Genomic DNA, 24,571 nt, shown 5'->3' with positions numbered 1-24,571 from the left:
GCTCGCAGGGAGGATCGATAAAAACGTTACACGGCGTGCGGGTTTCGAGTTTACGGCATGTGACGGCGTTTTGACGGGATTGCAGCGGCCGATTTTCGTGAGAATGTCGCGCCGTCTGTTTTGGCGCGAATGTGATTTGGCTACGGGTGAAGCATGGCTGATGTGATCGACGGAAAGAAGGTGGCCGAGGATGTGGTCGGCAAGGTCAAGGCGCTGACGGCAGCCCTTGCCGGCACCAAGCCGGGGCTCGCAGTGGTCATCGTCGGCGAGGATCCGGCAAGCCAGGTCTATGTGGCCTCGAAGTCGCGCACCGCCAAGGAATGCGGTTTCCATTCCGTGCAGCACACGCTGAAGGCTCAGACAAGTGAGGCCGAACTGCTCGGCATCATTGCCGACCTCAACGCGGATTCGGCCATTCACGGCATCCTGGTGCAATTGCCGCTGCCGGACCACATCGACGCCGGCAAGGTCATCCAGGCCATCGCGCCGGAAAAGGATGTCGATGGCTTCCACTTCATCAATGTCGGCAAGCTCGGCGCCGGCGAGCTTGAAACCGCCTTCGTGCCCTGCACGCCAGCCGGTTCGATGCTGCTGATCGAGCGCGTGCGCGGCAAGGACCTCTCGGGACTGAACGCAGTGGTCGTCGGCCGCTCCAACATCGTCGGCAAGCCGATGGCGAACCTGCTGCTTGCCGCCAATTGCACAGTCACCATCGCGCACAGCCGCACGAAGAATCTACCAGCACTTGCCCGCACGGCCGACATTCTGGTGGCCGCCGTCGGTCGGCCGGAAATGATCAAGGGCGATTGGGTCAAGCCGGGTGCCACCGTCATCGACGTCGGCATCAACCGCATTCCCGCACCTGAAAAGGGTGAAGGCAAGACGCGCCTCGTCGGCGATGTCGCCTATGCGGAAGCTGCGGCCGTTGCGGGTGCCATCACGCCGGTGCCGGGCGGCGTCGGCCCGATGACGATCGCCATGCTGATGGCCAACACCGTCATTTCCGCCTATCTTGCCGCCGGTCTCGACCGACCATCCTTTTGATCGCTGCCATTAAAAGAGCCGAGCTTTGCCGACGCCTCCTGTTCCTATAGAACGGCCCATCATGACGGACGCCGTTCAAGGCGGCAGGCGCTTCGCCTTCCTGCTGGTCGACAAGTTTCCGATGTTTTCCGTGGCGGCGGCGATCGATGTCGTGCGCTCGGCCAACCGCTTGCTTGGTCATGATTTCTACGGCTGGACCACCGTCTCGCCGGACGGCGATGCCGTTACCGCTTCCAACGACCTGCCGCTGAAGGTCGATTATGCCGTGGCCGACGTGCCGCCGGTCGATATCCTGTTCGTCTGTGCCGCGCTCAACCTGGAATTCCCCGGCAAGTCGAAGGTGCTCGGTGCCCTGCGCGCCTGGGGTCGGCGCGGCGGCGTGCTGGGTGCACTCTCGGTCGGCTCCTATGTTCTGGCCGAAGCCGGTCAGCTCGAGGGTCATCGCTGCACCATCCACTGGGAGAACCGCGCCGGCTTCATGGAGCGTTTCCCGGACATCGAATGCACCGGCAATGTCTTCGAGATCGACCGCAAGCGCTATACCAGCGCCGGCGGCACCACTTCGATCGACCTGATGCTGGAGATCGTGCGCACGGATTTTGGCGCCAACCTTGCCAACGCCGTGGCCAACCAGTTCCAACACGAGCGCATCCGCTCGGCCGGCGACCGCCAGCGTGTCGGACCGGAGCGCGACCTGACCGGCAAGTCGGAGAAGCTGCGCAAGATCGTCGAGCTGATGGCCGACCATCTCGACGAGCCTTTGTCGGCGGTACAGCTCGCCAAGTCGGCCGGGCTTTCTGTGCGCCAGGTAGAACGGCTGTTCCTCAGGCACCTGACCGTGACGCCGGGGCGCTACTACATGCGGCTGAGACTCGAGCGCGCCCGCGAATTGCTGCGCCAGACCAACATGCCGATCCTCGACGTGGCGATCGCCACCGGCTTCACCTCGCATTCCTATTTCGCGCAGAGCTACCGACTGCAGTTCGGCCGTCCGCCAAGCGAGGAGCGACGCACGACATATTGATGCGAGCGTCTCTCAAGTCGCCAGGAAACCGCCATCGGCGGCCAGGACATGCCCGACAATGTAAGCGGATTGGTCGGAGGCGAGCCAGACAACCGCTTCGGCTACGTCCTCGGGCTGGCCCATGCGGCGCAGCGGCAGGCCCGCAGCCACAGCTTCCATGCTTCCGACACCGGCCGCAGCCTTCATCATCATGTCTGTCACGACGCGGCCCGGCGCGACGGCATTGATGCGCACGCCGTGGGGAGCATAGGTCATGGCGGCGGAGCGCATCAGGGAAATCGTGGCCGCTTTGGATGCCGAGTAGAGCGCAAAGCCGGGATTGGGATTGCGGATGCCGCTGACCGAGGCGTTGATGACGATCCTTCCGCTTTGTTGTGCCAGCATGACGGCAAGTTGATGTTTGAGAGACAGGAAGACCGAGCGTACATTGGTGTCGAAGACAGCGTCGAAGACATCGGTGTCCTGCTCTTCCAAGGGCGCGGGCCGTTCCTGGTAGCCCGCATTGTTGAAGGCCGTGTCCAGCCTGCCGAACCGCTCGACAATGGTCTGTATGAGATGCCTGATGTCTTCTTCCCGTGTTACGTCCGTGCGAAGAAAAAGGCCTTCGGCCCCAGCCGCGCGGCAGGCCTGTGCGACAGCTTCTCCTTCTTCATCGCGACGGCCCGCGACAATGACAGCTGCTGCTCCGGATTCCGCCATTCGAAGCGCTGTCGCTCTCCCGATGCCGCTACCGCCTCCGGTGACCAGGCAGATCTGTCCTTCCATCTGGCCCGCTTCTCTCCTGGTGCTGAAATTCGGGGCGTTGGGTGACATGATGATCCCGCTTTGCCGGTTTGGATCCAGAGAATAAAGTTGTATCATACAACCAATAAGACGCAAGGAAGCATCGTGGTGAGCGAAAGCGAAACGTCGGAAATCCGGAAGGTGCGCGATTCCTCGCGCCGGATCGTGCGGGAACTTGGCTTCATGAAGCCAACGGTGGCGGGTACAGACCTGCCTCCGTCAGCAGTCCATTCCATCATCGAGATCGGCGCTGATGACGGTTTGACGGCAGCTGCGCTGGGGGAAATCCTCAACCTTGAAAAATCGAGTGTCAGCCGGATGCTGCGCAAATTGATCGATGCCGGCGAGATCGAAGAACGGACGAACCCGGGTGATGCCCGTTCTAAGCTCCTGAGGTTGACCGAGCGCGGCAAGGCGACGCTGGCGGCGATCAACCGTTTTGGGCATGGCCAGGTAGCGGCGGCTTTTCTGCATCTGTCCGACGATCAGCGTCAGGTCGTCGTGGCTGGCCTCTCCGCCTATGCGGAGGCACTGCATCGCGTCCGTGCCGAAGAGCGCTAGCGCCTGCGCACTTACCGCTTATTTCATCGCCTATTGCAGATTCCCTTCCTCTCGACGAACCGCTATCTTCGCCGCTTCGTCGGATCGAGCCAGGCTCACGAGGGGATACCATGTCGATTTTTGCCAGATGGATCGCGGCTGTCGTGACGGCGCTTTTGTTTGCGGCGCCTGTGCTGGCGGCCGATCGCACCATCATCGTTCTCGATGCGTCCGGCTCGATGTGGGGCCAGATCGACGGCAAGCCGAAGCTGGAGATCGCGCGCCAGTCACTGCGCACCGTGCTGCAGTCGCTTCCCGCCGACAGGGAACTCGGCCTGATGGCTTATGGCCACCGCGAGAAAGGCAGTTGCGAGGACATCGAGCTCGTCGTTCCGCCGGCTGCCGGCACGGCAAGTGCCATCACCGCTGCCGCCGATTCCATGAAATTCCTCGGTAAGACGCCGTTGACGGCGGCCGTTCGCAAGGCGGCCGAGGCGCTGAAATACACCGAAGAGAAGGCAACCGTCGTGCTGATCACCGACGGCCTCGAGACCTGCAATGCCGACCCATGTGCGCTCGGCAAGGAATTGAAGGCGGCGGGTGTCGATTTCACCGCGCATGTCGTCGGTTTCGGCCTGACGGCGGATGAGGGCAGGGGGGTGGCGTGCCTCGCCGAAAACACCGGCGGCAAATATATCCAGGCGACCGACGCGGCTGGCCTCGAAGACGCGCTCAAGCAGACCGTCGCCGAGAAACCGGCGCCCGAACCCAAGCCGGCGCCCGCGCCCGAGCCGGAAAAGGTGGAATTCAACCTGATGCCGACGCTGACCCTGGCCGAAGGCAGCTCCGACATCACCACCGATATCGGCCAGTCCTGGGTGCTCTACAAGGCGAATGCCGACGGCAGCCGCGGCGACTATGCCTCGACCGACTATGGTGCGTGGAAAGGCAATGCCGAACCTGGCAAATACGTGCTTGTCGCCAAGGTCGGCCATGTCGAACGCGATCAGGCGGTCACGATCGAAGCCGACAAGGTCGCCGCGCCGCGCTATGTGCTGGACGCCGGAACGCTGATCGTTCGTGCCCACGCAAGCGAGGGGGCGGAAATTGCCGATGGCGCTGCCATCCAGGTCAGGTATCCCGGTGATGGCACGACCACTTACTACGGGCAGATGAAGGCCGTCTTCCCGGCCGGCGAACAGGAAATCACCGTCAAGGTCGGCGAGGGCACGGCGACCGAAAAGGTCACTCTCAAGGCCGGTGAGACGATTGAGAAGGACATTGCCGTCGGCGTTGGCAAGGTGGTGACCAACGCCTTCTACGTGGAAGGCAAGAAGGTGGATTCCGGTGGCCTCGTCGTGCGCGTCTTCAAAGCCGAGAAGAACCTCGACGGCCAGCGCGACGATGTCTCGACTTCGTACGGACCGGACCAGAAGTTCGACCTGCCGCCCGGCAACTACGTCGTCATGGCCAAGATGGACGAGGCGACCGCCGAAACGCCCTTCACCGTAAAGGTCGGCGAAAAGACCGACGTCAATGTCGTGCTCGATGCGGGTGTGCTGGCGGCCGATGCGAAGGGTGCCAAGGAAATCGAGGTCTACGCCGCCAAGAAGGACATCGAAGGCAAGCGCCAGGCTTTCGGTAATTCATACGGCGAAACGCACCAGGCGACCTTGCCGGCCGGCGACTATGTCGTGGTGGCGATCCGTGGCGATGATGATGTCAAGACCGAGGTTCCGGTGACGGTGAAGGCCGGCGAGCGGGCCGAGGTGACGGTGCCGTAGAAGCGCGCGCGCCCTTATCTCCCCCCTGCGGTGGAGAACGGATTTTCACGATCTTAGCCGGAGCAGGCCAAAGGCCGCCGCGAGGCTAAGTCGTAGAAAATCCAAGAGAGGGGATTTTCAGCTGGGGTTTCGCAAGAGAGGCGTTTTTTCTTTCCTTTAGGGGGCTCGAAACAGCAGACCGTCAACGCAGCGGCTGCAAATCCCATCTCTTGCGATTTCTAGCACTTAGCTGTGCCGCCCTAACGGGCGTGCTCGCTAAGATGCTGAAATCGCTTTCTCCCCCGCAAGGGGGAGATAAGAGGCGCCGCGCCTTCGCAAGGAAGATGCGGCAGCGCTTAATTCACCCAAACGCGCTCGCGCCATGGTCAGCGCGGCCGGCCATCTGGCGGAAGCCCGCGAACAGCTCGCGGCCAAGTCCGAATTCGTGTTCGGACAGGTCGGCGGAGGCTGCGGGCCGCACGGCGAATTCTCCGGCCGGAACCAGCACTTCCAGCGTGCCAGCCTCGCCGTCGAGCCTGACGATGTCGCCGTCATGCACGCGGGCGATCGGGCCGTCTTCGAGAGCCTCCGGGGTGACGTGGATCGCAGCCGGCACCTTGCCGGAAGCACCCGACATGCGACCGTCGGTGACCAGCGCCACGCGCTGGCCGCGGTCCTGCAAGATGCCGAGCACCGTGGTCAGCTTGTGAAGTTCCGGCATGCCATTGGCCTTCGGGCCCTGGAAGCGGATGACGGCGACGAAATCGCCGGTCAGCTCGCCGGCCTTGAAGGCGTCGTTCAGCCCCTGCTGGCTATGGAACACCCTGGCCGGCGCTTCGATGATGCGCCGCTCCGGCTTCACGGCCGAGGTCTTGATGATGGCGTGGCCGAGATTGCCGGCAAGCACCTTGAGGCCGCCGGTCGACTGGAAAGCCTGGCTGACCGGCACCAGCACCTTCTCATCGCCGCTTGCCGCCGGCGCGGCTTCACGCATGACGGAACCATCGGTACCGAGCTTTGCCTCGACCGTGTAAGGACGCAGGCCCTCACCCCACACCGTCTGCACGTCCTCATGCAGCAGGCCGGCATCGAGCAGTTCGCGGATCATGAAGCCGAGGCCGCCGGCGGCGTGGAAATGGTTCACGTCGGAAAGCCCGTTCGGATAGACACGGGCGAGCAGCGGCACGGCTTCGGAAAGGTCCGAAATGTCCTGCCAGGTCAGCTTGATGCCGGCCGCCGCCGCCATCGCGATCAGGTGGATGGTGTGGTTGGTCGAGCCGCCGGTAGCGTGCAGGCCAACGATGCCGTTAACGAAGGAGCGCTCGTCGATCATGCGGCCGACCGGGGTATAGGCATTGCCCATCGCCGTCAGGCTCAGCGCCCGCTTGGTGGCTTCGCGGGTCAGCGCGTCGCGCAGCGGCGTGCCTGGATTGACGAAGGAAGCGCCCGGCGTATGCAGGCCCATGATCTCCATCAGCATCTGGTTGGAATTGGCCGTGCCGTAGAAGGTGCAGGTGCCTGGGCCGTGATAGGACTTGGACTCGGCCTCGAGCAGTTCAGCGCGGCCGCATTTGCCTTCGGCGTAAAGCTGGCGCACGCGCGCCTTCTCGTCGTTCGGGATGCCGGAGGTCATCGGGCCCGCCGGAATGAAGACAGCCGGCAGATGGCCGAAGGTGAGGGCGGCGATCACCAGGCCGGGAACGATCTTGTCGCAGACGCCGAGATAGACGGCAGCATCGAACATGTTGTGCGAAAGCCCGATCGCGGCGGCCATGGCAATCACGTCGCGCGAGAACAGCGACAGTTCCATGCCGGGCTGGCCCTGGGTGACGCCGTCACACATGGCCGGCACGCCGCCGGCGACCTGGGCGATGCCCCCGGCCTCCGTCGCCGCCTGCTTGATGAGCTGCGGGAACGTCTCGAACGGCTGATGCGCCGACAGCATGTCGTTATAGGAGGTGATGATGCCGAGGTTCGGCACGCGGTCACCACCCAGCGCGACCTTTTCAGACGGGCTGCAGACGGCGAAGCCGTGCGCGAGGTTGCCGCAGGACAGTACCCCGCGATTGGCGGCGCGGCCCGACGCTTCGCCGATGCGACCAAGATAGGTCTCGCGGCTGGCCCGGGAGCGCTCGCGGATGCGGCTGGTGATGGCTTCGATGTCGGATCTGGCTGTCATGGCTGGTTTCCATTCGGGTAGGGTGGAAGACCCCCACCCCTAACCCCTCCCCTCAAGGGGGAGGGGAAGCTGCCGCGCGCCAAGTCCCCCTCCCCCTTGAGGGGAGGGGTTAGGGGTGGGGGTGTCGTCGCGCTGCGTCGCATCAGGGGGCCCAGAAGATTTCGACCGGGCTTGTCGCTGCGTCGATGACGCGGCGGATCGGCAGCGTCGACCCCGGCGCCAGCGCCTTTTCCAGTGTTGCCAGCTTTTCGGCGCCTTCTATATGCAGGGCGAGGAAGCGCGCCCGGCGGATCAGAGAAAGCGTCAGTGTCAGTCGCAACTCACCGGCGCTGTCGGCGTGGACGGCGGCGATCTCGTCGCGCGATGCCGGGTCGAGCAGGTGCTCCAGCTCCTTCGCATCCGGGAAGAACGAGGCCGTGTGGCCGTCATTGCCCATGCCGAGGATCGCCACGTCGGGCGGATTGAAGAAGGTCGTCAGGAAATGTTCGGCGTTCTTCAAATCCGCATCGAGCTCGCCGCTGGCGTAGAGCGGCAGGAAACGGGCGTTGGCTGCTCTGTTCTGCTTGAGTCTGGCCTTGACCAGCCCGGCATTGGAACGCGGCGAGGTGTCGGGGACATAACGCTCGTCGATCAGGGTCAGGTTGACGCTGTCCCAGGCGATGTCGGTGTTTGACAGCACTTCGAAGAAGCGAGCGGGCGTCGAGCCGCCGGAGACGGCGAGGCTTGCTGCCTGCGTGGCACGGATTTCAGCCGACAGTCTGCCGGCGACGGCCTCGGCAAGAGCGGCGGCCAGGCTTTCCCTGTCTGCGAAGTCGTGGCGGCGATAATTCCCGGCCATCGTCAAATGCTCTCGTGCCAGGTGCGGCCGTCACGCTCGATAAGCGCGATCGAGGCGGATGGTCCCCAGGTGCCGGCGGTGTAGCCCTGCGCGTCCTGGCGGGCATTTTCCCAGGCGTTCTGGATCGGATCGATCCATTTCCAGGCCGCCTCGACCTCGTCACGGCGCATGAACAGCGTCTGGTTGCCGCGGATCACGTCCATGATCAGGCGTTCATAGGCATCGGGTGCGCGGCCCCTGAACTGCTGCGCGAAGCTCATGTCGAGCGAGATCTGGCGCAGGCGCATGCCACCCGGGCCCGGATCCTTGATCATGATGTACTGCTTGACGCCTTCGTTCGGCTGCAGGCGGATGACCAGCTGGTTGGCGAAGATCGGTCCGGCATTGTCGCCGTTGAAGATCGAATGCGGGATCGGCTTGAACTCGATGACGATCTCGGAAACGCGCGATGCCAGCCGCTTTCCGGTGCGCAGGTAGAACGGCACGCCGGCCCAGCGCCAGTTGGCGATCTCGGCCTTGATGGCGACGAAGGTCTCCGTGTTGCTCTCGGCGCCGAGTTCCTCGACATAACCCTTCACCGGGCCGCCGGCGGAAGCGCCGGCGCGGTACTGGCCGCGCACGGTCTGCTTCGGCGCCTCGGTGCCGTTGATGCGCTTCAGCGCGCGCAGCACCTTCAGCTTCTCGTCGCGCACGGCGTCCGCATCCATCGAGGAGGGCACCTCCATGGCGACGAGGCAGAGCAATTGCAGCATGTGGTTCTGTACCATGTCGCGCAGCGCGCCGGCCTTGTCGTAATAAGTGACGCGGTCTTCCAGGCCGACGGTCTCGGCCACCGTGATCTGCACATGGTCGATATGGGCCGAATTCCACAGCGGCTCGTAGAGCGCGTTGGCGAAACGCAGCGCCATCAGGTTCTGCACCGTCTCCTTTCCGAGATAGTGGTCGATGCGGAAGATCTGGCTTTCGTCGAAGTCGTCACCGACCAGGTCGTTCAGCGCCTTGGCCGAAGCGAGGTCGCGCCCGATCGGCTTTTCCACGACGATGCGCGAGGTCGGCGTGATCAGCTTGTGCTGCTTGAGCTGGTCCGAGATCGAGCCGAACAGCGACGGCGAAACCGCCATGTAGAAGGCGCGGATCGCCTTGGAATCGCCGATCGCCTTTTTCAATGCGTCGAAGCCGGTGCCGCTGGTGGCATCAGCCGGCACGTAGGAAAGCCGGGCAAGGAAGATGTCCAGTTCCTTGGCGTCGATATCGGCCGCGGCGACATGGCTCTCGATCGCCTTCTTTGCGAAAGCGCGGAATTCGTCGTCGCTCATCTTGGTTCGCGATGTACCGATGATCCTGGTCGGCTCCGAGAACTGATGGTCTCGCTGGCGATAATAGAGCGCCGGCAGGAGCTTGCGTTCCGACAAATCGCCGGTGCCGCCGAAAATGATGAAGTCGAACGGGTCGACGGGGATGATCTGGCTGGTCATGCTTCGTCCGATCTCGCGCTACCTGCGCTCAGCAACCTTCGGGGGTCGGGGGCGTTGGTCATGATGCGCTAACAACACTGCCGCAATGCGACGGGAGCCGATATAATCTAATCGATTTAATTTTTCCAGTGCTATGGTGTCACAGCATCGTGTTTGAGACTGGTCCAGCACGGGCACTGTTCATTGCGCGATAGTGCGGCCACTATCACGCCCTGCCAACTAGGGCGCATTTGGCGGAAGGCCACGGGAGAAATCGGAATGGACGGACATCTTTCGAGCACGGTTGCGGAAGGCCGCAGCTTCCGCCAGATCATCGGCGGCAAGGCGCTTGATGCCGTTTCCGGCTTGCGCATCGATGTCGCTTCTCCTTCCGACGGCCAGGTTTTCGCATCCATCCCGGCGTCCGGCCAGGCCGATGTCGATCTGGCGGTGGCAAGCGCACGCCACGCGTTCGAGGACGGCCCCTGGGCGAAAATGCCGGCGGTGGAACGTGGCCGCTGTCTGAGCAGGCTGTTCCAACTGGTCGAGAAGCACGGCGCCGAGTTGGCCGCACTGGAATCGCGTGACACTGGTAAGCCCGCGCGCCAGGGCAAGGCCGATGTCGCAGCCACCATGCGCTACTACGAATTCTACGGCGGTGCTGCCGACAAGATCCATGGCGCCACCATTCCTTTCCTCGATGGTTACACGGCGCTTACGCTGCGCGAGCCGCATGGTGTCGTCGCTGGCATCATCCCCTGGAACTATCCGCTGCAGATCCTGGCGCGTGTCGCCGGTGCGGCACTCGCCATGGGCAACACGCTGGTGGTGAAGCCGGCCGAAGATGCTTCGCTGACGGCCATCCGCATGGCGGAACTCGCGTTGGAAGCGGGAATCCCGGAAGGCGTGTTCAACGTCATCACCGGCTACGGCCGCGAAGCGGGCGCGCTTTTGTCAGGCCATCCCGATGTCGACTACGTCACTTTCACCGGCTCGCCGGCCACCGGCACGGCGATCCAGCAGGCGGCGGCGATGAACAATCGTGGTGTCACCATGGAACTCGGCGGCAAGTCGCCGCAACTGGTGTTTGCCGATGCGGACCTGGAAAAGGCATTGCCCGTGCTGGTCAACGCCATCATCCAGAACGGCGGGCAGACCTGCTCCGCCGGCAGCCGCGTGCTGGTCGAGCGACCGGTCTATGACGAGGTTGCCAGGGCGCTCGCCGAACGTTTTTCGAAACTGGTCGCCGGTCCGCATGATGCCGATCTCGATCTCGGCGCATTGATCAATCCACGCCAGCAGGCGCGCGTCGCCGGCATGGTGGCGGATGCCGAGAAAGCCGGGATTCCGGTACTGGCGCGCGGTTCGATTGCCAAGGATGCGCCGGCCAGCGGTTATTATTTCGCGCCCGCCCTGTTCGGTTCCGTCGATCCTGCTTCCACCATCGCGCAGGAGGAGGTGTTTGGCCCGGTGCTGACCTTGTTTGCCTTCGGCAGCGAGGATGAGGCGGTCAAGCTCGCCAACGGCACCGAATTCGGCCTCGTCGCCGGCATCTGGACCAAGGACGGTGCGCGCCAGCACAGGTTGGCGAAACGCGTGCGCTCGGGCCAGGTGTTCGTCAACGGTTACGGAGCCGGTGGTGGCATCGAACTGCCCTTTGGCGGCTTCAAGCGCTCCGGCCATGGCCGCGAGAAGGGTTTCGAGGCGCTCTACGACATGTCGGCGACAAAGACGGTCGTGTTCAATCATGGGTAAAGCGCGTTCCGCGCTTTAGAGCAATTCCAGCAAAAGTGCGTAGCGGTTTTGCGTCTGGAATTGCGTAAAAACAAAAAGTTAAAGCGTTTCCGCGTTTCCGTGAAAAACGGAAACGCTCTAGTATCGGCGGTTACAGGGGGCGGCCATCTCCCGCTGACGGGAATTTCTGCATAAGGACAAAAGATGCGTTTGAAGGACAAGGTTGCGATCATCACCGGCGCTGCTTCCGGATTCGGCGAAGGCATGGCCAGGCGCTTTGCCGAGGAGGGGGCCAAGGTGGTGGTAGCCGACCTGAACGCAAAGGGCGCCGAACGCGTGGCGGGCGAGATCGGTTCCTCCGCTATCGCGGTGGCAAGCGACGTCTCCAGCCGCTCGGAAGTCGAGGAAATGGTCTATGCCGCCAAGAATACCTTCGGCCGCGTCGACATCATGGTCAACAACGCAGGCTACACCTATCGAAACGGCGATATGCTGGCGGTGGACGAGGCCACTTTCGATCTGATCACCGCTGTCAACATGAAGGCGATCTACCACGCCGCCGTCGCCGTGGTGCCGATCATGGAGCGGCAGGGCGGTGGTGTCATCCTCACCACGGCCTCCACGGCCGGCTTGCGGCCGCGTCCGGGGCTGACCTGGTATAACGCCTCGAAGGGCTGGGCGATCACCGCCACCAAGTCGATGGCTGTGGAGTTGGCGCCGAAGAACATCCGCGTCAACTGCCTCTGCCCGGTTGCCGGGGAAACCGGAATGCTGGCCCAGTTCATGGGCGAGGACACGCCGGAGCTTCGCGCGAAATTCCGTGCCTCCATCCCGCTCGGGCGCCTGTCGACACCACTCGACATCGCCAACGCCGCGTTGTGGCTGGCCTCCGACGAAGCCGAATTCATCACCGGCGTCGCGCTGGAGGTGGATGGAGGAAGGTGTATTTGAGGGACGGTAATTCCCTTCTCTCCTGGGGGAGAAGGGAGGGCCGCAAGGCACTCATCCGCGGTTGAGGAAACTCTGATAGATCCAGCCGCGCTTGTTCTGGTAGACGATCTCGCACCATCGGTGCTTGCCGCAGGAGATCACGTCTACGCTGGACTTGGCTGGCACCGTGGTGATGGCGCCGGCGCCTTTCTTGGGGCCCGAGCGCATCGTCACCGAACGCAGGATCGTTCCGTTGCCGCTTGCCTTGGCCGGCTCTGCGTTCTGCCGGGGTTCCTCCACGACTGGGATGCCCGCGGTCGCGGCCTTGTCCGGCTTTGCCTGCGGCACCGGCGGATCGACTATCGCCGCGTCGGCCGGTGAGCCTCCATTTTCCGGTTCCGCATAGGCGAGTTCAGTCGCGTCCGGATCGTCCTGGCCAGGCTTGGCAACGGTCACGGCCTTGGCGGCTTCCTGGATCGCCGCGGCTGTCTGAGGCTTGGGCTTGCCGTCCGGGTTGGTCCAGCGCGGATCGGTCTTGGAAAGCTCGTCATTGGCGGCTGCCGTTTGCACGGAGGCGGGCCTGACTTGCGGCCCCTTGGCTGCAACGCCTGCCGGTTCGGAAGCGACAGCCGGCTTCTGTTCCGCAACCTGCGCGGGTTCAGGGCTCTGTTCGGAGGCCGAAGCTTCCTGGGCAACTGGATGTTTGGCGAAGGCCTGCCGCTCGCCCGAGGGCAGCGCCAACCATAACGCGGTTCCGGCAACGCTGAGCAGCGCGACGGTGCCGACAGCGGCAATCACGAGATGGGATTGTGCTTGTACCTTCTGCCAGAAGGACGGACGCGTGTTATAACCGAACTGCATCGAGATGCGGTGCGGCTTGGGCGCTCGGAAACCGAGCGGGCGTTTCAAAACGGCCTCCGCTGAGCGCCTTGTGGCGGATTGTTTGTAGCGTCGACGGTCCCGCCGTCCGCGAAACAGAACTGGACCAACTTGAGCATCTGAGGTTCTGGTTACCCCTGAACACGGCCGACGTTCTTCGATCAAGGGCAGCGCCTGATCAGCGTCGGTCCCGAAATCCCTCCAGGCGATACGAAGCTCTAGTTTCGCAATGCCCAGCCTGGATCATTTGGCAGACGATTGTGGCATCTATGCGCCTTTCAAGCTTAAACGACAACCATTCGACCAAAACTTATGCGCAAATTTTATTGTCACGGCTCGTAAAAATGCTTTTTGCAAGGGTTTTGTAAGTGTCAACTTACTTTAACGGGGCGGCTGGCGAATCAGTTGGATATCGCGATTCGCGTAAGGCGTGCGGGCGATCGCCCCGTCTTTTCCCGCAATGTCCGGGTAATCTAGCAGGGCTAGCAGCGGGGCAGGGACACTACACGGGATCCATCATGCCTTCTCATACCATTCGTGCCGCATGCAGCGTTACGGCGCTTGCCGCAGTGGCCTTTCTTGTCGGCTGCGCCTCCGACATCATGAAGAACTATGTCGGCCGGCCGGTCGAGGAAGTCATCGTCGATTATGGGCCGCCCTCCACCGTGCTCGATCTCGCCCGCGACGAGCGCGCCTATCAGTGGCGCAAAGTCTCGACCAATGTCGTGCCAGGTTCCACGAGTGGCGAGATCAAGGACACCCGGCGTGGCACGCGCTACGAAGAGACGGTGACGCCTGGTTATGTCGAGGAACAGGAGTGTTTCTACACATTTTACGCGCGCCGGTGGGGGAAGGGCTGGTATGTGACCAGCTTCCGCAAGCCGAAGCTTGAGTGCGAGTGAGGGAAAGCCGCCTCGGCGGCAATCTGTGGGCGAAGGGCAATGCGAATTCTGCTGCTCGAAGACGAGCCGGAGATGGCTTCGGTGCTGAAGACGGCGCTGGAGCGCCGGCATGTCATTGTCGATCATGTCGCGACCATCGCCGACGCTGAGGCCGCTGCAGCCTTCGGTCCTTATGATGCACTGGTGCTCGACCGACGCCTGCCGGACGGCGAGGGGCTCGATCTGATCCCGAAGCTGAGAGCCAGCCGCGTCGACGCGCCGATCCTGATGCTGACGGCGCTCGGCGGACTGGACGACCGTGTTGCCGGCCTCGACGGCGGCGCCGACGATTATCTGGCCAAGCCCTTCGCCGTGGAGGAACTGATGGCGCGGCTGCGCGCCTTGCAGCGCCGTCCGGCGGTCTTGCGTTCCGACCTCGTAGCGGTTGGCCGGCTGACCTATGATTTTCGCCATCGCGAGGCGCTGGTGGGCGACAAGCCGCTGGAATTGCTGCGCCGCGAACAGCTGGCGCTGGAAGCCCTGATCCGCCGTCCTGGCCGAGCGGTACTGCGCTCGACGTTGGAGGAATCAGTCTACGCCATGGATGACGAAATCGGCTCCAATGCGCTGGATTCCCATCTTTCCCGGCTGCGGCGCAAGCTCGATGAAGTCAATGCGGGAGTCGAGATAAGGGCGATCCGCAATCTCGGCTACCTTCTGCGCGCGGTGACATGAAAAAGCCGCGTCCGCGTTCGCTGCAATGGGTGCTGGTGCGCAGGCTTATCCTGCTGCAGGCGGCCATGCTGGTCGTTTTCCTCGGTCTGCTCACCCTGGTTCTCTTCATAGCGCAGCCGCGCCTTCTGGTGGACAATGAAGAGGCGGCTGTTCTCGTTGGTGAAGCGTTGAGCCGGGACAGCAAGGGGCAGCTTGTGCTCAGGGAGACCGAGGAGCTCAACAGCTATCGCCGGAGTTTTCCGAACCTCTGGTTTGTCGTGCGTGACCAGAACGGCCAGGAATTGCGACAGGGCAACGTTCCTCCGGTTTACGCCGGTGGCGGCGACGGGTTGCTCAGGAACATAGATCGCGCTGCTCTGGATTTCGCACAGAGCGACCTGCGCCCCGCGGCCTCCTATGCCAATCTGGATACGCCGGCCGGCCGTGTCGGTGTGCTCGCCTCCACCCTGTCTTCGCGTAACGAGAACGACGGTGTCGAAGTCAACATCGACCTGCAGATCGAGCTTGCCCGCAATCCCGACGGCACGATCAATTGGCTTCGCGTTGGGCCTATCCTGGTCATCCTCACCATAGTCATGCTGCTGCCGATCATCATCGTGATGGGCTTCACCACGCTGGTGACGACACCTGCGGTCGTGCGCCGTTCACTCGCCGGGCTCGTCGCCACTGCCGATGAAGCCAGCGCTATCGACATCGACAATCGTGCCGTGCAATTGCCGACCGAACGGGTGCCGCAGGAGGTTGCGCCGCTGGTGCAGGCCTTCAATCGTGCGCTTGCCAGGTTGGGTGAGGGCTACGAGAAGCGTAATCGTTTCCTTACGGATGCGGCGCACGAATTGCGCACGCCGATCGCCATATTGCGCACGCGTGCGGAATTGTTGCGCGAGGATCCGGAGAGCCGGCGCCTTTTGAAGGACATCGAGCGCCTGTCGCATCTGGCGCAGCAATTGTTGGATCGACAGGTGCTCGACCATTCGGCCGGTCCGCGTGAAGTGGTCGATCTGGTCGGTCTGGCAAGGACGCTTGCCGTCGATTTCGCGCCGCTGGCGCTGGAGGCGGGCTACGAGCTTTCTTTCGAACCGGCCGAGGGCAGGGTTCCGGTCAGTGTTCGGCCGCAGCAGATCGAGCGCGCCGTGGCCAATCTTCTGCGCAACGCCATCGAGCATGGCGGCGGTTCGGGCACCATCACCGTTCTGGTCGACGATAAGGGCGGGCTGGAGATCCAAGACGAAGGGCCGGGCATTCCGCCGGAAGAGCGCGAACGCGTGTTCGACCCATTCTACCGGCTGCGCCCGCGTTCGACCGGCGCGGGGCTGGGTCTTAACCTTGCCCGCGAGATCGCGCGCCTGCATGGCGGCAGCATCGAAATCATCGACGGCGCCTGGAAAGGCACGCGTGTCCGTTTGCAGTTGCCTTTGGCGAATGCTGTCGGACCGAAGGCCGGGAGTGCCTAGCGGACCGGGTTTGGTGCTCTAGATCCGGTCGCGTAGCGCGAACCAGTTGAGTGCCAGGAACAAGAGCGGCGCACGGAAGCGGCGCCCTCCGGGAAATGGCGGTATCTTCAGGTCTTCGATCAATTTCAGCCGATCGCGATTGCCCGCCACCGTCTCGGCATAGAGCTTGCCGAAGAAGTTCGACAGCATGACGCCGTGGCCGGAATAGCCGCCGACGGAGATGACGTTCGGCATCACTTCGCGCACGAAGGGCTTGCGCGGCACGGTGATGCCGACATAGCCGCCCCAGCCATGCGTGATCTCGACATCTTTCAGAGCCGGATAGATTTCGGCGATCTGCTTGCGGATATGGATGTGGATGTCCTTCGGATCGTTGACGGCATAGACTTCGCGCCCGCCGAACAGCAGCCGGTTGTCTTTCGATTTGCGGAAATAACGCACCACGAAACGGGAATCATCGACCGACTCGCCTCCGGGTAGCACCTTCAGTTCGTCGCCCAACGGCACGGTGGCACCGATGAAGGAACCGATCGGCATGATATGGGATGCGCTGACGGGTTCCAGATTGCCACCGTAGGCGTTGGCGGCAATCAGGCACTTGTCGGCGGTGACGGTGCCGCGCGCCGTCGTCACCTTCACCTTGCCGCCTTGCGCCGAGATGCCGGTGGCCGGTGTCTTTTCGAAGATATTTGCACCGGCAGCGGCTGCTACAAGCGCCGTGCCGATCACCAGTTTCAGCGGATGGATATGGCCGGTGCCTGTGTCGCGGCTGCCGCCGTAATAAAGCGTGGAGCCCAGCCGCTCGGCGGTTTCCCCGGCGTCCATGAACTTGATGTGAGGATAGTCGAAGCGCGTCGCCATGATCTCGGCATGCGCCTTGTAGTCATCGACGTAGCGCTGCTTGTGCGCCACCGACAGCTGGCCGGGCATGTAATCGATCTCGATGCCGTTGGCCGAGGAGAATTCGAGAAGATGCGCCTTGGCTTCTTCGGCGAGATCGAACAGCGCCTTGGCTCGGGTAAAGCCATATTCGCTCTCCATCTCTTCGGCCCAGGCACGCTGGCCGGTGCCCATCTGACCGCCATTGCGGCCAGATGCGCCATCGCCGAAACGATGGCTTTCGATCAGCACGACATTGCTGCCGGCCTTGGCCAGATGCACGGCGGCCGAAAGGCCGGTGAAGCCACCGCCTATGATGACGACGTCGGCCTGCCGGTCGCCGTCCAGCGAAGGATACTCAGGACGCGGCCCGGCGCTATCTTCATACCAGGAGCGGCCGGGGGAGACGGGGGATTGGTAGGGCATGGGGGCTTTTCAGAAGGGAGTATGGGAATAGGGGCTATGTGAGCAGGCGCTAATCGCTTGAGAGCTTGCGGATTAACAAGCGCAATAGTTTCCCCACGCTCTCAGCACTTACCAACAGTGAATCTGTCGTGGACTCGGAGGCGATGCCGGTTCGCTCGGCGATGAGAAGCTGGGTTTCCAATTCTTTCAGAGATCCTTGGGCGATGCGGAGAAACTGCAGATAGGAGCCGCGTATCTCCCTCCCATAACCCTCGGCAATATTCGAAGGTACGGATGTGGCCGCGCGCCGCACCTGACCCGTCAAGCCATACAGTTCCTCCTTTGGCCAGGTTTTCGTCGTGGCGTAAACGGCTACGGCAAGGTCCATTGCTTGCTGCCAAACGACCAAGTTCTTGTAGGAACCGGTCTTTTCGTTCATCCCCTACTCCCCTACTCCCCTACTCCCCTACTCCCCTACTCCCCTACTCCCCTAGACATTCAGCAACAGATACTCCCGCTCCCACGGACTGATCACTTCCATGAAGGTCTCGAATTCCGCACGCTTGATCGCCGCATAGGTGGCTGCGAATGGGCGGCCGAGCATGGCGGCGAGTTCCTCGTCGCTCTCGAAAAGATCGACGGCTTCGAGCAGGCCGCGCGGCAGGTCGATCTCGTCCTCATTGGCGGTGGTCAGCACCGGCGGTTCGGCCGGCACCTTGTTGTTGATGCCGATCAGGCCGCAGGCAAGCGATGCGGCGAGCGCCAGATATGGGTTGGCGTCCGACGACGGGATGCGGTTTTCAACGCGGCGCGCATTGGGGTCCGAACGCGGCACGCGGAAAGCCGTGGTGCGGTTGTCGTAGCCCCATTTGTTGTTGACCGGGGCGGATGCCGCCTGTGTGAGGCGCCTGTAGGAGTTGACGTAGGGCGCGAACATCACCAGCGCATTCGGCACGTGCTTCTGCATGCCGCCGATGAAATGGAAGAAGGCCTCTGTCTCGGTGCCGTCCTCCGCCGAGAAGATGTTCCTGCCGGTCTTCTTGTCGACGATCGACTGGTGGATATGCATAGCCGAACCCGGCTGCCCCTGGATCGGCTTGGCCATGAAGGTGGCGTAGACGTCATGCTTCAGCGCCGCTTCGCGCAAGGTGCGCTTGAACAGGAAGACCTGGTCGGCCAGTTCGATAGGGTCGCCATGGCGCAGGTTGATCTCGAGCTGACCGGCGCCTTCCTCGTGGATCAGCGTATCGATTTCGAGGCCCTGAGCTTCCGAGAAATGGTAGATGTCGTCGATCAGTTCGTCATATTCGTTGACGCCGGCGATCGAATAACCCGAGCCACCGGCGATCGGCCGGCCCGAGCGGCCGACCGGAGGTGTCAGCGGATAGTCCGGGTCCGGGTTCTTGCGCACCAGATAGAACTCGATCTCCGGCGCAACGACTGGCCGCAAGCCATGCCGGTCATAGGCGGCAACCACGCGCTTCAGCACGTTGCGTGGCGTGAATTCAACCGCGCGGCCGTCCTGATGAACGAGGTCGCAGATGACGGCAGCGGTCGGGTCTTCCTCCCATGGCACGACGGTCAGCGTCGAAAGGTCGGGCACCAGCTTCAGGTCGCCATCGTCTTCCGGATATTCGAAGCCATTGCCGTCTTCCGGATATTGTCCGGAAATCGTCATCATGAAGGGTGCCGAAGGCAGTGCCAGCGAGGTGTTCGAGGTGAATTTGGAAGACGGCATCATCTTGCCGCGGGCGACGCCGGCCTGGTCCGGCGTGATGCATTCGATGTCTTCGATGCCACGCGATTCCAGCCAGATGCTCGCCTCCTTGAAGCTCTTCACTCCCCTGAGGTTTTTCAGAAAGGCAGGCGCGCGGGTTCGCGTCCCCCGGCTCGACGGACGGACTTCCTTCTTGGCAGGCGGCATCAATCACCAGATTGTGGTTGCAGATTACCGAGTATAGCCGTGGCCCCGGAAGGAAGAAAAGGGGGGATCATGGGCGTTTTTGCTGGCACAAGCGTTCCAAAGCGCTGGTTTTGGGCCGTTTTTCGCCCTAGATGCTCCGCATGACCACGTCGCCGAACACCCTGACCATCATCGGTTTCGATGCCGACGACACGCTCTGGCAGAACGAACAGTTCTTCCGGCTGACGGAGCGCCATTTCGCCGACCTGCTCTCCGAGCATGCCGAAAAGGAGCACCTTCTGGAACGGCTTCTGGAGGCTGAAAGACGCAATCTCGGCACCTACGGTTTCGGCATCAAGGGCTTCACGCTGTCGATGATCGAAACGGCGATCGATGTCACCGGTGGGAAGGTACCGAGCGAAGTCATCGGCAGGATCCTGGCTGCCGGGCGCGAGATGCTGAGCCATCCGATCGAGACGCTGCCGCATGTGCACGACACGCTGGAGGCGCTGGCCGGGCGCTACCGCTTGGTGCTGATCACCAAGGGCGATTTGTTCGATCAGGAACGCAAGCTCGCCCAATCAGGCCTCGGCGACTTCTTCCAGGCCGTCGAAATCGTGTCCGACAAGTCGCGCCCGACCTATGAACGCATCTTCGCGCGCCATGGCGACGGCGCCGAGCATGCGATGATGGTGGGCAATTCGCTGAAATCGGACGTCGTTCCGGCCATCGAGGCGGGCAGCTGGGGCGTCTTCGTGCCGCACGAACTGACCTGGGTGATCGAGCATGTGGAAGCGCCGACAGGCGCGTCGCGTTTTCGCGAGATCGGCCATCTCGGCGAATTGCCGGGGCTGCTTTCGGATATCGGCTCGGTTTCCGGCAAGACCTGAGGCTGTCCGCCGCCTCCTGGAGCATTCCAGGAAAAGTGCGTAGCGGTTTTGCGTCCGGAATTGCTTAGAAACAAAGGGCTGGAGCGTTTCCGCGGTGGAGAGAAAGCGGAAATGCCCCGGGCGGCCGGCGCTACGTCCTGGTGCCGCTCTTAAGGCGATCGATGATCTGCTGCAGCCGATCGGGCGTGATCGGCTTGGCCACCACGAAATCCACCGCGCGCGGCAAGGCAAGGCTGTCGATCGTGCCTGTGCGGTTGGAAAGGAAGACGATGCAAGGCGCCGACCTGCCGATCATTCCGCGAATTGCCGCAACACCTGAAAGCACTGTGTCGCAGTCTCCGTTTTCAGGCCCGCCATCCAGAATCACGGCTCCGGGAATGACATCCGTCAACGCCGCCGGGGCCGTCTCGGGCGATTCCGCGATCGCCTTCAGTCCGCTTTGCTCGATGATCCTGGAGACGACGATACGGTTGATCGGAGACCGGCTCACGACCAGCACCTTGCTGAAGTCCAGCCTGGGTCCGTCACGTGCTGGTGGGGTTTCGTCAGCAACCGTCATGTCGTTCTCGTCGTGTTTCAGAAAAATGGGCTTGCGCTGCTTGTCCACAATTCAATGCTAGGTTGTATTCACGCCGGACAATGGGTTGAGGCCATCGCCTATGTCAAGCGTGCGGCTGTACTAGCCGGCCCGTTTGCGGATCACAATAATATTAGTGGCAGCTATGCAACTAAAGTCGCAGGCGGTCGTCCGGTAAAAGCACCTGCAAAACAAAAAACCGCCCCGCGGCTGCCCGCGGGGCGGTTTTTTGCTTTTAGTCGGTAAGTATTGACTTTCGTTAGCCGTGACTTTGCTGCGTGACGATCACCGGGATCAAAAGATCACCCCAGTTGCCATCGCCGCCATGATGGCGGGCCGAACGAACCAGTTCGACCGAAACGCCCGCCTCGACCGCCTTCATGACCGACTGGTTGAGGCGGTGCAGATCGTTGGCCACGATCCGGATCACGGCCTGCTGGTCGGCACTCATGGTGGTGGCCTGTTCTTCGGCTCTTTCCTTGACACGGGTACGCGGTGCCATCGTTTTTCTCCTCGAATGTTCCTTCGCCTTCTCAGGCGGTTCCTCTGTTGCCGCCCCGGCGCGTCCGCGCCGGGGATGATATGCGGTCCGGCTTACTCGGCGGCCGGGCGGAACTGTTCGTGCTCGGTCGAGTCGTGCATGGCAGTCGTCGACGACTTGCCGCCGGTGATCGCCATCGAGACGGCATCGAAATAGCCGGTGCCGACTTCGCGCTGGTGCTTGGTTGCGGTATAGCCGTTGGCCTCGGCCGCGAATTCCGCTTCCTGCAACTCCGAATAGGCCGCCATCTGGCGATCCTTGTAGCCGCGAGCCAGTTCGAACATGCCGAAGTTGAGCTGGTGGAAGCCAGCCAGCGTGATGAACTGGAACTTGTAGCCCATCGCGCCCAGTTCGCGCTGGAACTTGGCGATCGTGGCGTCGTCGAGGTTCTTCTTCCAGTTGAACGACGGCGAGCAGTTGTAGGCCAGCTTCTTGCCCGGATGTGCCTTGTGCACGGCTTCTGCGAACTTCCTGGCCTGGGCGAGGTCCGGCTTGCCGGTCTCCATCCAGATCAGGTCGCAATGCGGCGCGTAAGCGATGGCACGGGCGATGCAGGGCTCGATGCCGTTCTTCACCTGGTAGAAGCCTTCCACGGTACGACCGGCATCCTTGTCGACGAAAGGCTGGTCGCGCTCGTCGATGTCGGAGGTGAGCAGCTTGGCGGCCTCGGCGTCGGTACGGGCGACGATCAGCGTCGGCACGCCCATGACGTCGGCGGCAAGCCGTGCGGCGTTCAGGTTGCGGATATGCGCGGCGGTCGGGATCAACACCTTGCCGCCGAGATGGCCGCATTTCTTTTCCGATGCCAGCTGGTCCTCGAAGTGGACGCCCGCGGCGCCGGCTTCGATGAAGGCCTTCATGATCTCGAAGGCATTCAATGGCCCGCCGAAGCCGGCCTCAGCGTCGGCGACGATCGGCGCGAACCAGGTATCGACCGAAAGGCCCTTGCCTTCGGAGGTCTCGATCTGGTCGGCGCGCTGCAGCGTGCGGTTGATGCGCTTGGCCAGTTCCGGTGCCGCGTTCGCCGGGTAGAGCGACTGGTCCGGATACATGGCAGAAGCCGTATTGGCATCCGCCGCGACCTGCCACCCCGACAGATAGATCGCCTTCAGACCGGCACGGACCATCTGCATGGCCTGGTTGCCGGAGAGCGCGCCGAGCGCGTTGACGAAGTCTTCCTCCTGGATGAGCTTCCACAGGCGGTTCGCGCCCATTTCGGCAAGGCTGTACTTGATCTGCACGGAGCCGCGCAGCCGCTTTACATCCTCCGGCGAATAGGGCCGTTCGACGCCGTCGAACCGGCCTTCTGCGGCCGAGGGGACGAGGTTGTAAAAATCGGTCATTGTCTGCTCCGCTTGTCAAATTGCGTTTCGTGAAACCGCCGTGCGTTCTTCGGTTTGTAGCGATTTCCTGTGACTTGATTTACATTGCGGTGCGAAAACTACCCAATGAATTCACGATTTTGACTGGAAAATAAGGGAAAATCTGTGTTGTGCTTGACAATGCAGAGCTGTAAACTTGTAAATTATGTAAAAAGTGGAAATATCGGAATCGGGGTGATTTCGATGTCAAGTTTTGTAAAGGAGTGCCGTTCTCGTGGCTGAGCAGAAGATATTCGCCGGGCCGCGCATCCGCCGCATCCGCAACCAGAAGGGGCTGACCCAGACGGCGATGGCGGAAGGGCTGGGCATTTCGCCTTCCTATCTCAACCTGATCGAGCGGAACCAGCGCCCCCTGACGGTCCAGCTCATCCTCAAGCTCGCTTCCGTCTACAAGGTCGAGCCGGATGAACTGCAGGGCGAGGCGCGCGGTTCGATCTCGGCATTGCGAGAAGTCTTCACCGACCCGCTTCTGGCCGGCGAATTGCCGGGTGACCAGGAACTGGTCGAGATCGCCGAAGCCGCGCCCAATGCGGCGGCTGCGGTCATCAAATTGTTTCGCGCCTATCGTGAGCAGGCCGAACGCCTGTCGGATCTTACGGAACTGCTTGCCCGCGAAGGCCATACCACCGCGCTTTCCGGCGCGCGCCTGCCCATCGACGAGGTGCATGAGGTGTTCGAACGCCGGCAAAACCATTTTCCGACGCTCGAAGAGGAAGCCGAAGCCTTCACGACGTTGCTTGGTCCCGGCGACGACCTATTCGGTGCGTTGAAGGAATGGCTGCGGCGCGAGCACGGCATCGTCGTCAAGGTGCTTCCCGTCGCCACCATGCCCAACTGGCGCCGCCGCTATGATCGCCATTCGCAGCGCCTGTTCCTATCCGAGCGGCTGTCGCCCTTCGACCAACTGCGCGAGGTAGCGATGGAGGCGAGCCTCATCCGCATGCAGGTTGCGGTGGCGGCTGAGATCGCAGCGCTCAAGCTGTCGTCCGACGAAGCCAGGCGGCTGGCCCGTTTCGAACTCGGCCGCTATGCCGCGCATGCGCTGATGATGCCGTACCAGGCCTTTCTTTCCGCCGCCCAGCGCGCCCGTTACGACGTCGATGTGCTGCGTTCGCGCTTCGGTGTCTCCTTTGAGCAGGCGGCCAACCGGCTGACCATGCTGCAGCGGGCGGGTGCTTCCGGCGTGCCATTCTTCATGCTGGAAGTGGACAATGCCGGCAACCGCTTCCGCCGTGCCGGCGCGCAGGGCTTTCCGCATAGCCGCTTCGGCGGCGGTTGCCCCAAACTTCCGGTGCATGCTGCCTTCACCCAGCCCGGCCAGATCTTCGTCGAGGCCGTTGAAATGCCGGACGGCGCCGAATTCCTCACCGTTGCGCGTACTCTGGAGGGCCCGCAGGGTGCTTTTTCGGAGCGACCGCGCCGCACTGCCATCCTGCTCGGCTGCGACATCGCCTTCCGTGACGAGATCGTCTATGGCGCAGCGCTTCCGGCATTGGCTCTGGGCGGCAAGGCGGGCGCCGTGAAGGCGACGCCGGTTGGACCGGCGTGCCGCCTGTGCGAGCGCTCCGGCTGCCTGTCGCGAGCCGAGCCGCCGGTGACGCGTCCGCTGGGTCTCGACGAGATGGTGACGGGCCTGAGCGCCTTCGATTTTCAGTAAGGACCCGGCTGCGGTTGCAGAGCAGAGCCTCGCCGGCAATGGCAGTTGTCGTCAGGATCGCTTCAGCAGAGATGGCATTTTAGCCGTCACTGACATTGA

22 protein-coding genes are annotated in these 24,571 nt (G+C 62.6%); 11 read left to right on the top strand and 11 right to left on the bottom strand.

The features are described from left to right. Positions 1–153: 153 nt before the first annotated feature. On the top strand, positions 154–1,044 hold the full coding sequence (folD, locus tag AO692_RS11505; RefSeq protein ID WP_054310204.1) for a bifunctional methylenetetrahydrofolate dehydrogenase/methenyltetrahydrofolate cyclohydrolase FolD: 891 nt from the start codon (positions 154–156) through the stop codon (positions 1,042–1,044). Between the two features lie 61 nt (positions 1,045–1,105). Beyond that, positions 1,106–2,068, top strand: coding sequence for a GlxA family transcriptional regulator (locus AO692_RS11500; RefSeq protein ID WP_152979812.1), 963 nt, complete (start codon positions 1,106–1,108; stop codon positions 2,066–2,068). Between the two features lie 12 nt (positions 2,069–2,080). Here the strand turns inward: AO692_RS11500 and AO692_RS11495 are convergent, their stop codons facing one another. After that, the gene (locus AO692_RS11495) at positions 2,081–2,833 is read right to left on the bottom strand and encodes a glucose 1-dehydrogenase (protein WP_082407327.1); all 753 of its coding nucleotides are present in this window, start codon (positions 2,831–2,833) and stop codon (positions 2,081–2,083) included. Between the two features lie 126 nt (positions 2,834–2,959). Here AO692_RS11495 and AO692_RS11490 point away from each other — a divergent pair, with 126 nt between their 5' ends. Together AO692_RS11490 and AO692_RS11485 are read left to right on the top strand one after the other, a co-directional pair. Next, positions 2,960–3,412 carry a MarR family winged helix-turn-helix transcriptional regulator gene (locus AO692_RS11490; protein ID WP_054310201.1) on the top strand — a complete coding sequence of 151 codons (453 nt, stop codon included), beginning with the start codon at positions 2,960–2,962 and terminating at the stop codon, positions 3,410–3,412. 110 nt (positions 3,413–3,522) lie between these two features. Beyond that, positions 3,523–5,175: a VWA domain-containing protein gene (locus tag AO692_RS11485; protein WP_054310200.1), complete on the top strand. Its 1,653-nt coding sequence runs from the start codon at positions 3,523–3,525 to the stop codon at positions 5,173–5,175. 340 nt (positions 5,176–5,515) lie between these two features. Here AO692_RS11485 and edd read toward each other — a convergent pair whose 3' ends face one another. From edd to zwf, 3 genes are all read right to left on the bottom strand, one after another. Beyond that, positions 5,516–7,333 (bottom strand): phosphogluconate dehydratase, encoded by a 1,818-nt coding sequence (gene edd, locus AO692_RS11480; RefSeq protein ID WP_054310199.1) that lies wholly within the window; start codon positions 7,331–7,333, stop codon positions 5,516–5,518. 142 nt (positions 7,334–7,475) lie between these two features. Beyond that, positions 7,476–8,171, bottom strand: a complete 696-nt coding sequence (gene pgl, locus AO692_RS11475; protein ID WP_152979811.1) for a 6-phosphogluconolactonase — start codon at positions 8,169–8,171, stop codon at positions 7,476–7,478. 2 nt (positions 8,172–8,173) lie between these two features. Continuing rightward, positions 8,174–9,646: a glucose-6-phosphate dehydrogenase gene (gene zwf, locus AO692_RS11470; protein WP_054310197.1), complete on the bottom strand. Its 1,473-nt coding sequence runs from the start codon at positions 9,644–9,646 to the stop codon at positions 8,174–8,176. A gap of 258 nt (positions 9,647–9,904) precedes the next feature. Here zwf and AO692_RS11465 point away from each other — a divergent pair, with 258 nt between their 5' ends. Together AO692_RS11465 and AO692_RS11460 are read left to right on the top strand one after the other, a co-directional pair. Then, the gene (locus AO692_RS11465; RefSeq protein ID WP_054310196.1) at positions 9,905–11,380 is read left to right on the top strand and encodes an aldehyde dehydrogenase family protein; all 1,476 of its coding nucleotides are present in this window, start codon (positions 9,905–9,907) and stop codon (positions 11,378–11,380) included. A 183-nt stretch (positions 11,381–11,563) separates the two neighbouring features. Next, on the top strand, positions 11,564–12,310 hold the full coding sequence (locus AO692_RS11460) for an SDR family oxidoreductase (RefSeq protein WP_054310195.1): 747 nt from the start codon (positions 11,564–11,566) through the stop codon (positions 12,308–12,310). 51 nt (positions 12,311–12,361) lie between these two features. On the opposite strand, the gene AO692_RS11455 is transcribed toward AO692_RS11460, so the two are convergent. After that, positions 12,362–13,198: an SH3 domain-containing protein gene (locus tag AO692_RS11455; protein WP_054310194.1), complete on the bottom strand. Its 837-nt coding sequence runs from the start codon at positions 13,196–13,198 to the stop codon at positions 12,362–12,364. Positions 13,199–13,686: 488 nt separating this feature from the next. Here AO692_RS11455 and AO692_RS11450 point away from each other — a divergent pair, with 488 nt between their 5' ends. From AO692_RS11450 to AO692_RS11440, 3 genes are read left to right on the top strand one after another with little or no spacing between them, the layout of a single operon-like run. Then, positions 13,687–14,070, top strand: a complete 384-nt coding sequence (locus tag AO692_RS11450) for a hypothetical protein (RefSeq protein ID WP_054310193.1) — start codon at positions 13,687–13,689, stop codon at positions 14,068–14,070. A 39-nt stretch (positions 14,071–14,109) separates the two neighbouring features. After that, on the top strand, positions 14,110–14,784 hold the full coding sequence (locus AO692_RS11445) for a response regulator transcription factor (RefSeq protein ID WP_054310192.1): 675 nt from the start codon (positions 14,110–14,112) through the stop codon (positions 14,782–14,784). Further along, positions 14,781–16,238, top strand: coding sequence for a HAMP domain-containing sensor histidine kinase (locus AO692_RS11440; protein ID WP_054310191.1), 1,458 nt, complete (start codon positions 14,781–14,783; stop codon positions 16,236–16,238). Before AO692_RS11445 ends, AO692_RS11440 begins: the two co-directional genes overlap by 4 nt. Positions 16,239–16,256: 18 nt before the next feature. Here the strand turns inward: AO692_RS11440 and AO692_RS11435 are convergent, their stop codons facing one another. The 3 genes from AO692_RS11435 to AO692_RS11425 are packed head-to-tail and all read right to left on the bottom strand — an operon-like array spanning position 16,257 to position 19,446. After that, positions 16,257–17,543, bottom strand: a complete 1,287-nt coding sequence (locus AO692_RS11435) for an FAD-binding oxidoreductase (protein WP_054310190.1) — start codon at positions 17,541–17,543, stop codon at positions 16,257–16,259. 49 nt (positions 17,544–17,592) lie between these two features. Then, positions 17,593–17,961 (bottom strand): four helix bundle protein, encoded by a 369-nt coding sequence (locus AO692_RS11430; protein ID WP_054310189.1) that lies wholly within the window; start codon positions 17,959–17,961, stop codon positions 17,593–17,595. Positions 17,962–18,012: 51 nt separating this feature from the next. Then, a complete protein-coding gene (locus AO692_RS11425; protein ID WP_054310188.1) occupies positions 18,013–19,446 on the bottom strand; it encodes a glutamine synthetase family protein in 1,434 nt (477 codons plus the stop codon). A 140-nt stretch (positions 19,447–19,586) separates the two neighbouring features. Here AO692_RS11425 and AO692_RS11420 point away from each other — a divergent pair, with 140 nt between their 5' ends. Next, positions 19,587–20,315 (top strand): HAD family hydrolase, encoded by a 729-nt coding sequence (locus tag AO692_RS11420; protein WP_054310244.1) that lies wholly within the window; start codon positions 19,587–19,589, stop codon positions 20,313–20,315. Positions 20,316–20,445: 130 nt separating this feature from the next. On the opposite strand, the gene AO692_RS11415 is transcribed toward AO692_RS11420, so the two are convergent. From AO692_RS11415 to aceA, 3 genes are all read right to left on the bottom strand, one after another. Continuing rightward, the gene (locus tag AO692_RS11415) at positions 20,446–20,874 is read right to left on the bottom strand and encodes a hypothetical protein (RefSeq protein WP_054310243.1); all 429 of its coding nucleotides are present in this window, start codon (positions 20,872–20,874) and stop codon (positions 20,446–20,448) included. A gap of 277 nt (positions 20,875–21,151) precedes the next feature. Then, positions 21,152–21,394, bottom strand: coding sequence for a hypothetical protein (locus tag AO692_RS11410; RefSeq protein ID WP_024926069.1), 243 nt, complete (start codon positions 21,392–21,394; stop codon positions 21,152–21,154). 92 nt (positions 21,395–21,486) lie between these two features. Further along, positions 21,487–22,776, bottom strand: coding sequence for an isocitrate lyase (gene aceA / locus AO692_RS11405; RefSeq protein ID WP_054310187.1), 1,290 nt, complete (start codon positions 22,774–22,776; stop codon positions 21,487–21,489). Positions 22,777–23,029: 253 nt separating this feature from the next. Here aceA and AO692_RS11400 point away from each other — a divergent pair, with 253 nt between their 5' ends. After that, positions 23,030–24,472 carry an XRE family transcriptional regulator gene (locus AO692_RS11400; protein WP_054310186.1) on the top strand — a complete coding sequence of 481 codons (1,443 nt, stop codon included), beginning with the start codon at positions 23,030–23,032 and terminating at the stop codon, positions 24,470–24,472. Positions 24,473–24,571: the final 99 nt, after the last annotated feature.

This window comes from Mesorhizobium sp. 1M-11, assembly GCF_001303895.1.
GTDB lineage: Bacteria > Pseudomonadota > Alphaproteobacteria > Rhizobiales > Rhizobiaceae > Mesorhizobium.
The sequence above is the reverse complement of the archived record's forward strand: the minus strand, read 5'-3'. Positions and strand labels throughout refer to the sequence as shown.

Excerpts from the sequence above, each read along its gene's own strand:
- folD (WP_054310204.1), top strand. The coding sequence starts at position 154 with ATGGCTGATGTGATCGACGGAAAGAAGGTGGCCGAGGATGTGGTCGGC.
- AO692_RS11500 (WP_152979812.1), top strand. The coding sequence starts at position 1,106 with ATGACGGACGCCGTTCAAGGCGGCAGGCGCTTCGCCTTCCTGCTGGTC.
- AO692_RS11495 (WP_082407327.1), bottom strand. The coding sequence starts at position 2,833 with ATGGAAGGACAGATCTGCCTGGTCACCGGAGGCGGTAGCGGCATCGGG.
- AO692_RS11485 (WP_054310200.1), top strand. The coding sequence starts at position 3,523 with ATGTCGATTTTTGCCAGATGGATCGCGGCTGTCGTGACGGCGCTTTTG.
- edd (WP_054310199.1), bottom strand. The coding sequence starts at position 7,333 with ATGACAGCCAGATCCGACATCGAAGCCATCACCAGCCGCATCCGCGAG.
- pgl (WP_152979811.1), bottom strand. The coding sequence starts at position 8,171 with ATGGCCGGGAATTATCGCCGCCACGACTTCGCAGACAGGGAAAGCCTG.
- zwf (WP_054310197.1), bottom strand. The coding sequence starts at position 9,646 with ATGACCAGCCAGATCATCCCCGTCGACCCGTTCGACTTCATCATTTTC.
- AO692_RS11465 (WP_054310196.1), top strand. The coding sequence starts at position 9,905 with ATGGACGGACATCTTTCGAGCACGGTTGCGGAAGGCCGCAGCTTCCGC.
- AO692_RS11460 (WP_054310195.1), top strand. The coding sequence starts at position 11,564 with ATGCGTTTGAAGGACAAGGTTGCGATCATCACCGGCGCTGCTTCCGGA.
- AO692_RS11450 (WP_054310193.1), top strand. The coding sequence starts at position 13,687 with ATGCCTTCTCATACCATTCGTGCCGCATGCAGCGTTACGGCGCTTGCC.
- AO692_RS11445 (WP_054310192.1), top strand. The coding sequence starts at position 14,110 with ATGCGAATTCTGCTGCTCGAAGACGAGCCGGAGATGGCTTCGGTGCTG.
- AO692_RS11440 (WP_054310191.1), top strand. The coding sequence starts at position 14,781 with ATGAAAAAGCCGCGTCCGCGTTCGCTGCAATGGGTGCTGGTGCGCAGG.
- AO692_RS11435 (WP_054310190.1), bottom strand. The coding sequence starts at position 17,543 with ATGCCCTACCAATCCCCCGTCTCCCCCGGCCGCTCCTGGTATGAAGAT.
- AO692_RS11430 (WP_054310189.1), bottom strand. The coding sequence starts at position 17,961 with ATGAACGAAAAGACCGGTTCCTACAAGAACTTGGTCGTTTGGCAGCAA.
- AO692_RS11425 (WP_054310188.1), bottom strand. The coding sequence starts at position 19,446 with ATGCCGCCTGCCAAGAAGGAAGTCCGTCCGTCGAGCCGGGGGACGCGA.
- AO692_RS11420 (WP_054310244.1), top strand. The coding sequence starts at position 19,587 with ATGACCACGTCGCCGAACACCCTGACCATCATCGGTTTCGATGCCGAC.
- AO692_RS11415 (WP_054310243.1), bottom strand. The coding sequence starts at position 20,874 with ATGACGGTTGCTGACGAAACCCCACCAGCACGTGACGGACCCAGGCTG.
- AO692_RS11410 (WP_024926069.1), bottom strand. The coding sequence starts at position 21,394 with ATGGCACCGCGTACCCGTGTCAAGGAAAGAGCCGAAGAACAGGCCACC.
- aceA (WP_054310187.1), bottom strand. The coding sequence starts at position 22,776 with ATGACCGATTTTTACAACCTCGTCCCCTCGGCCGCAGAAGGCCGGTTC.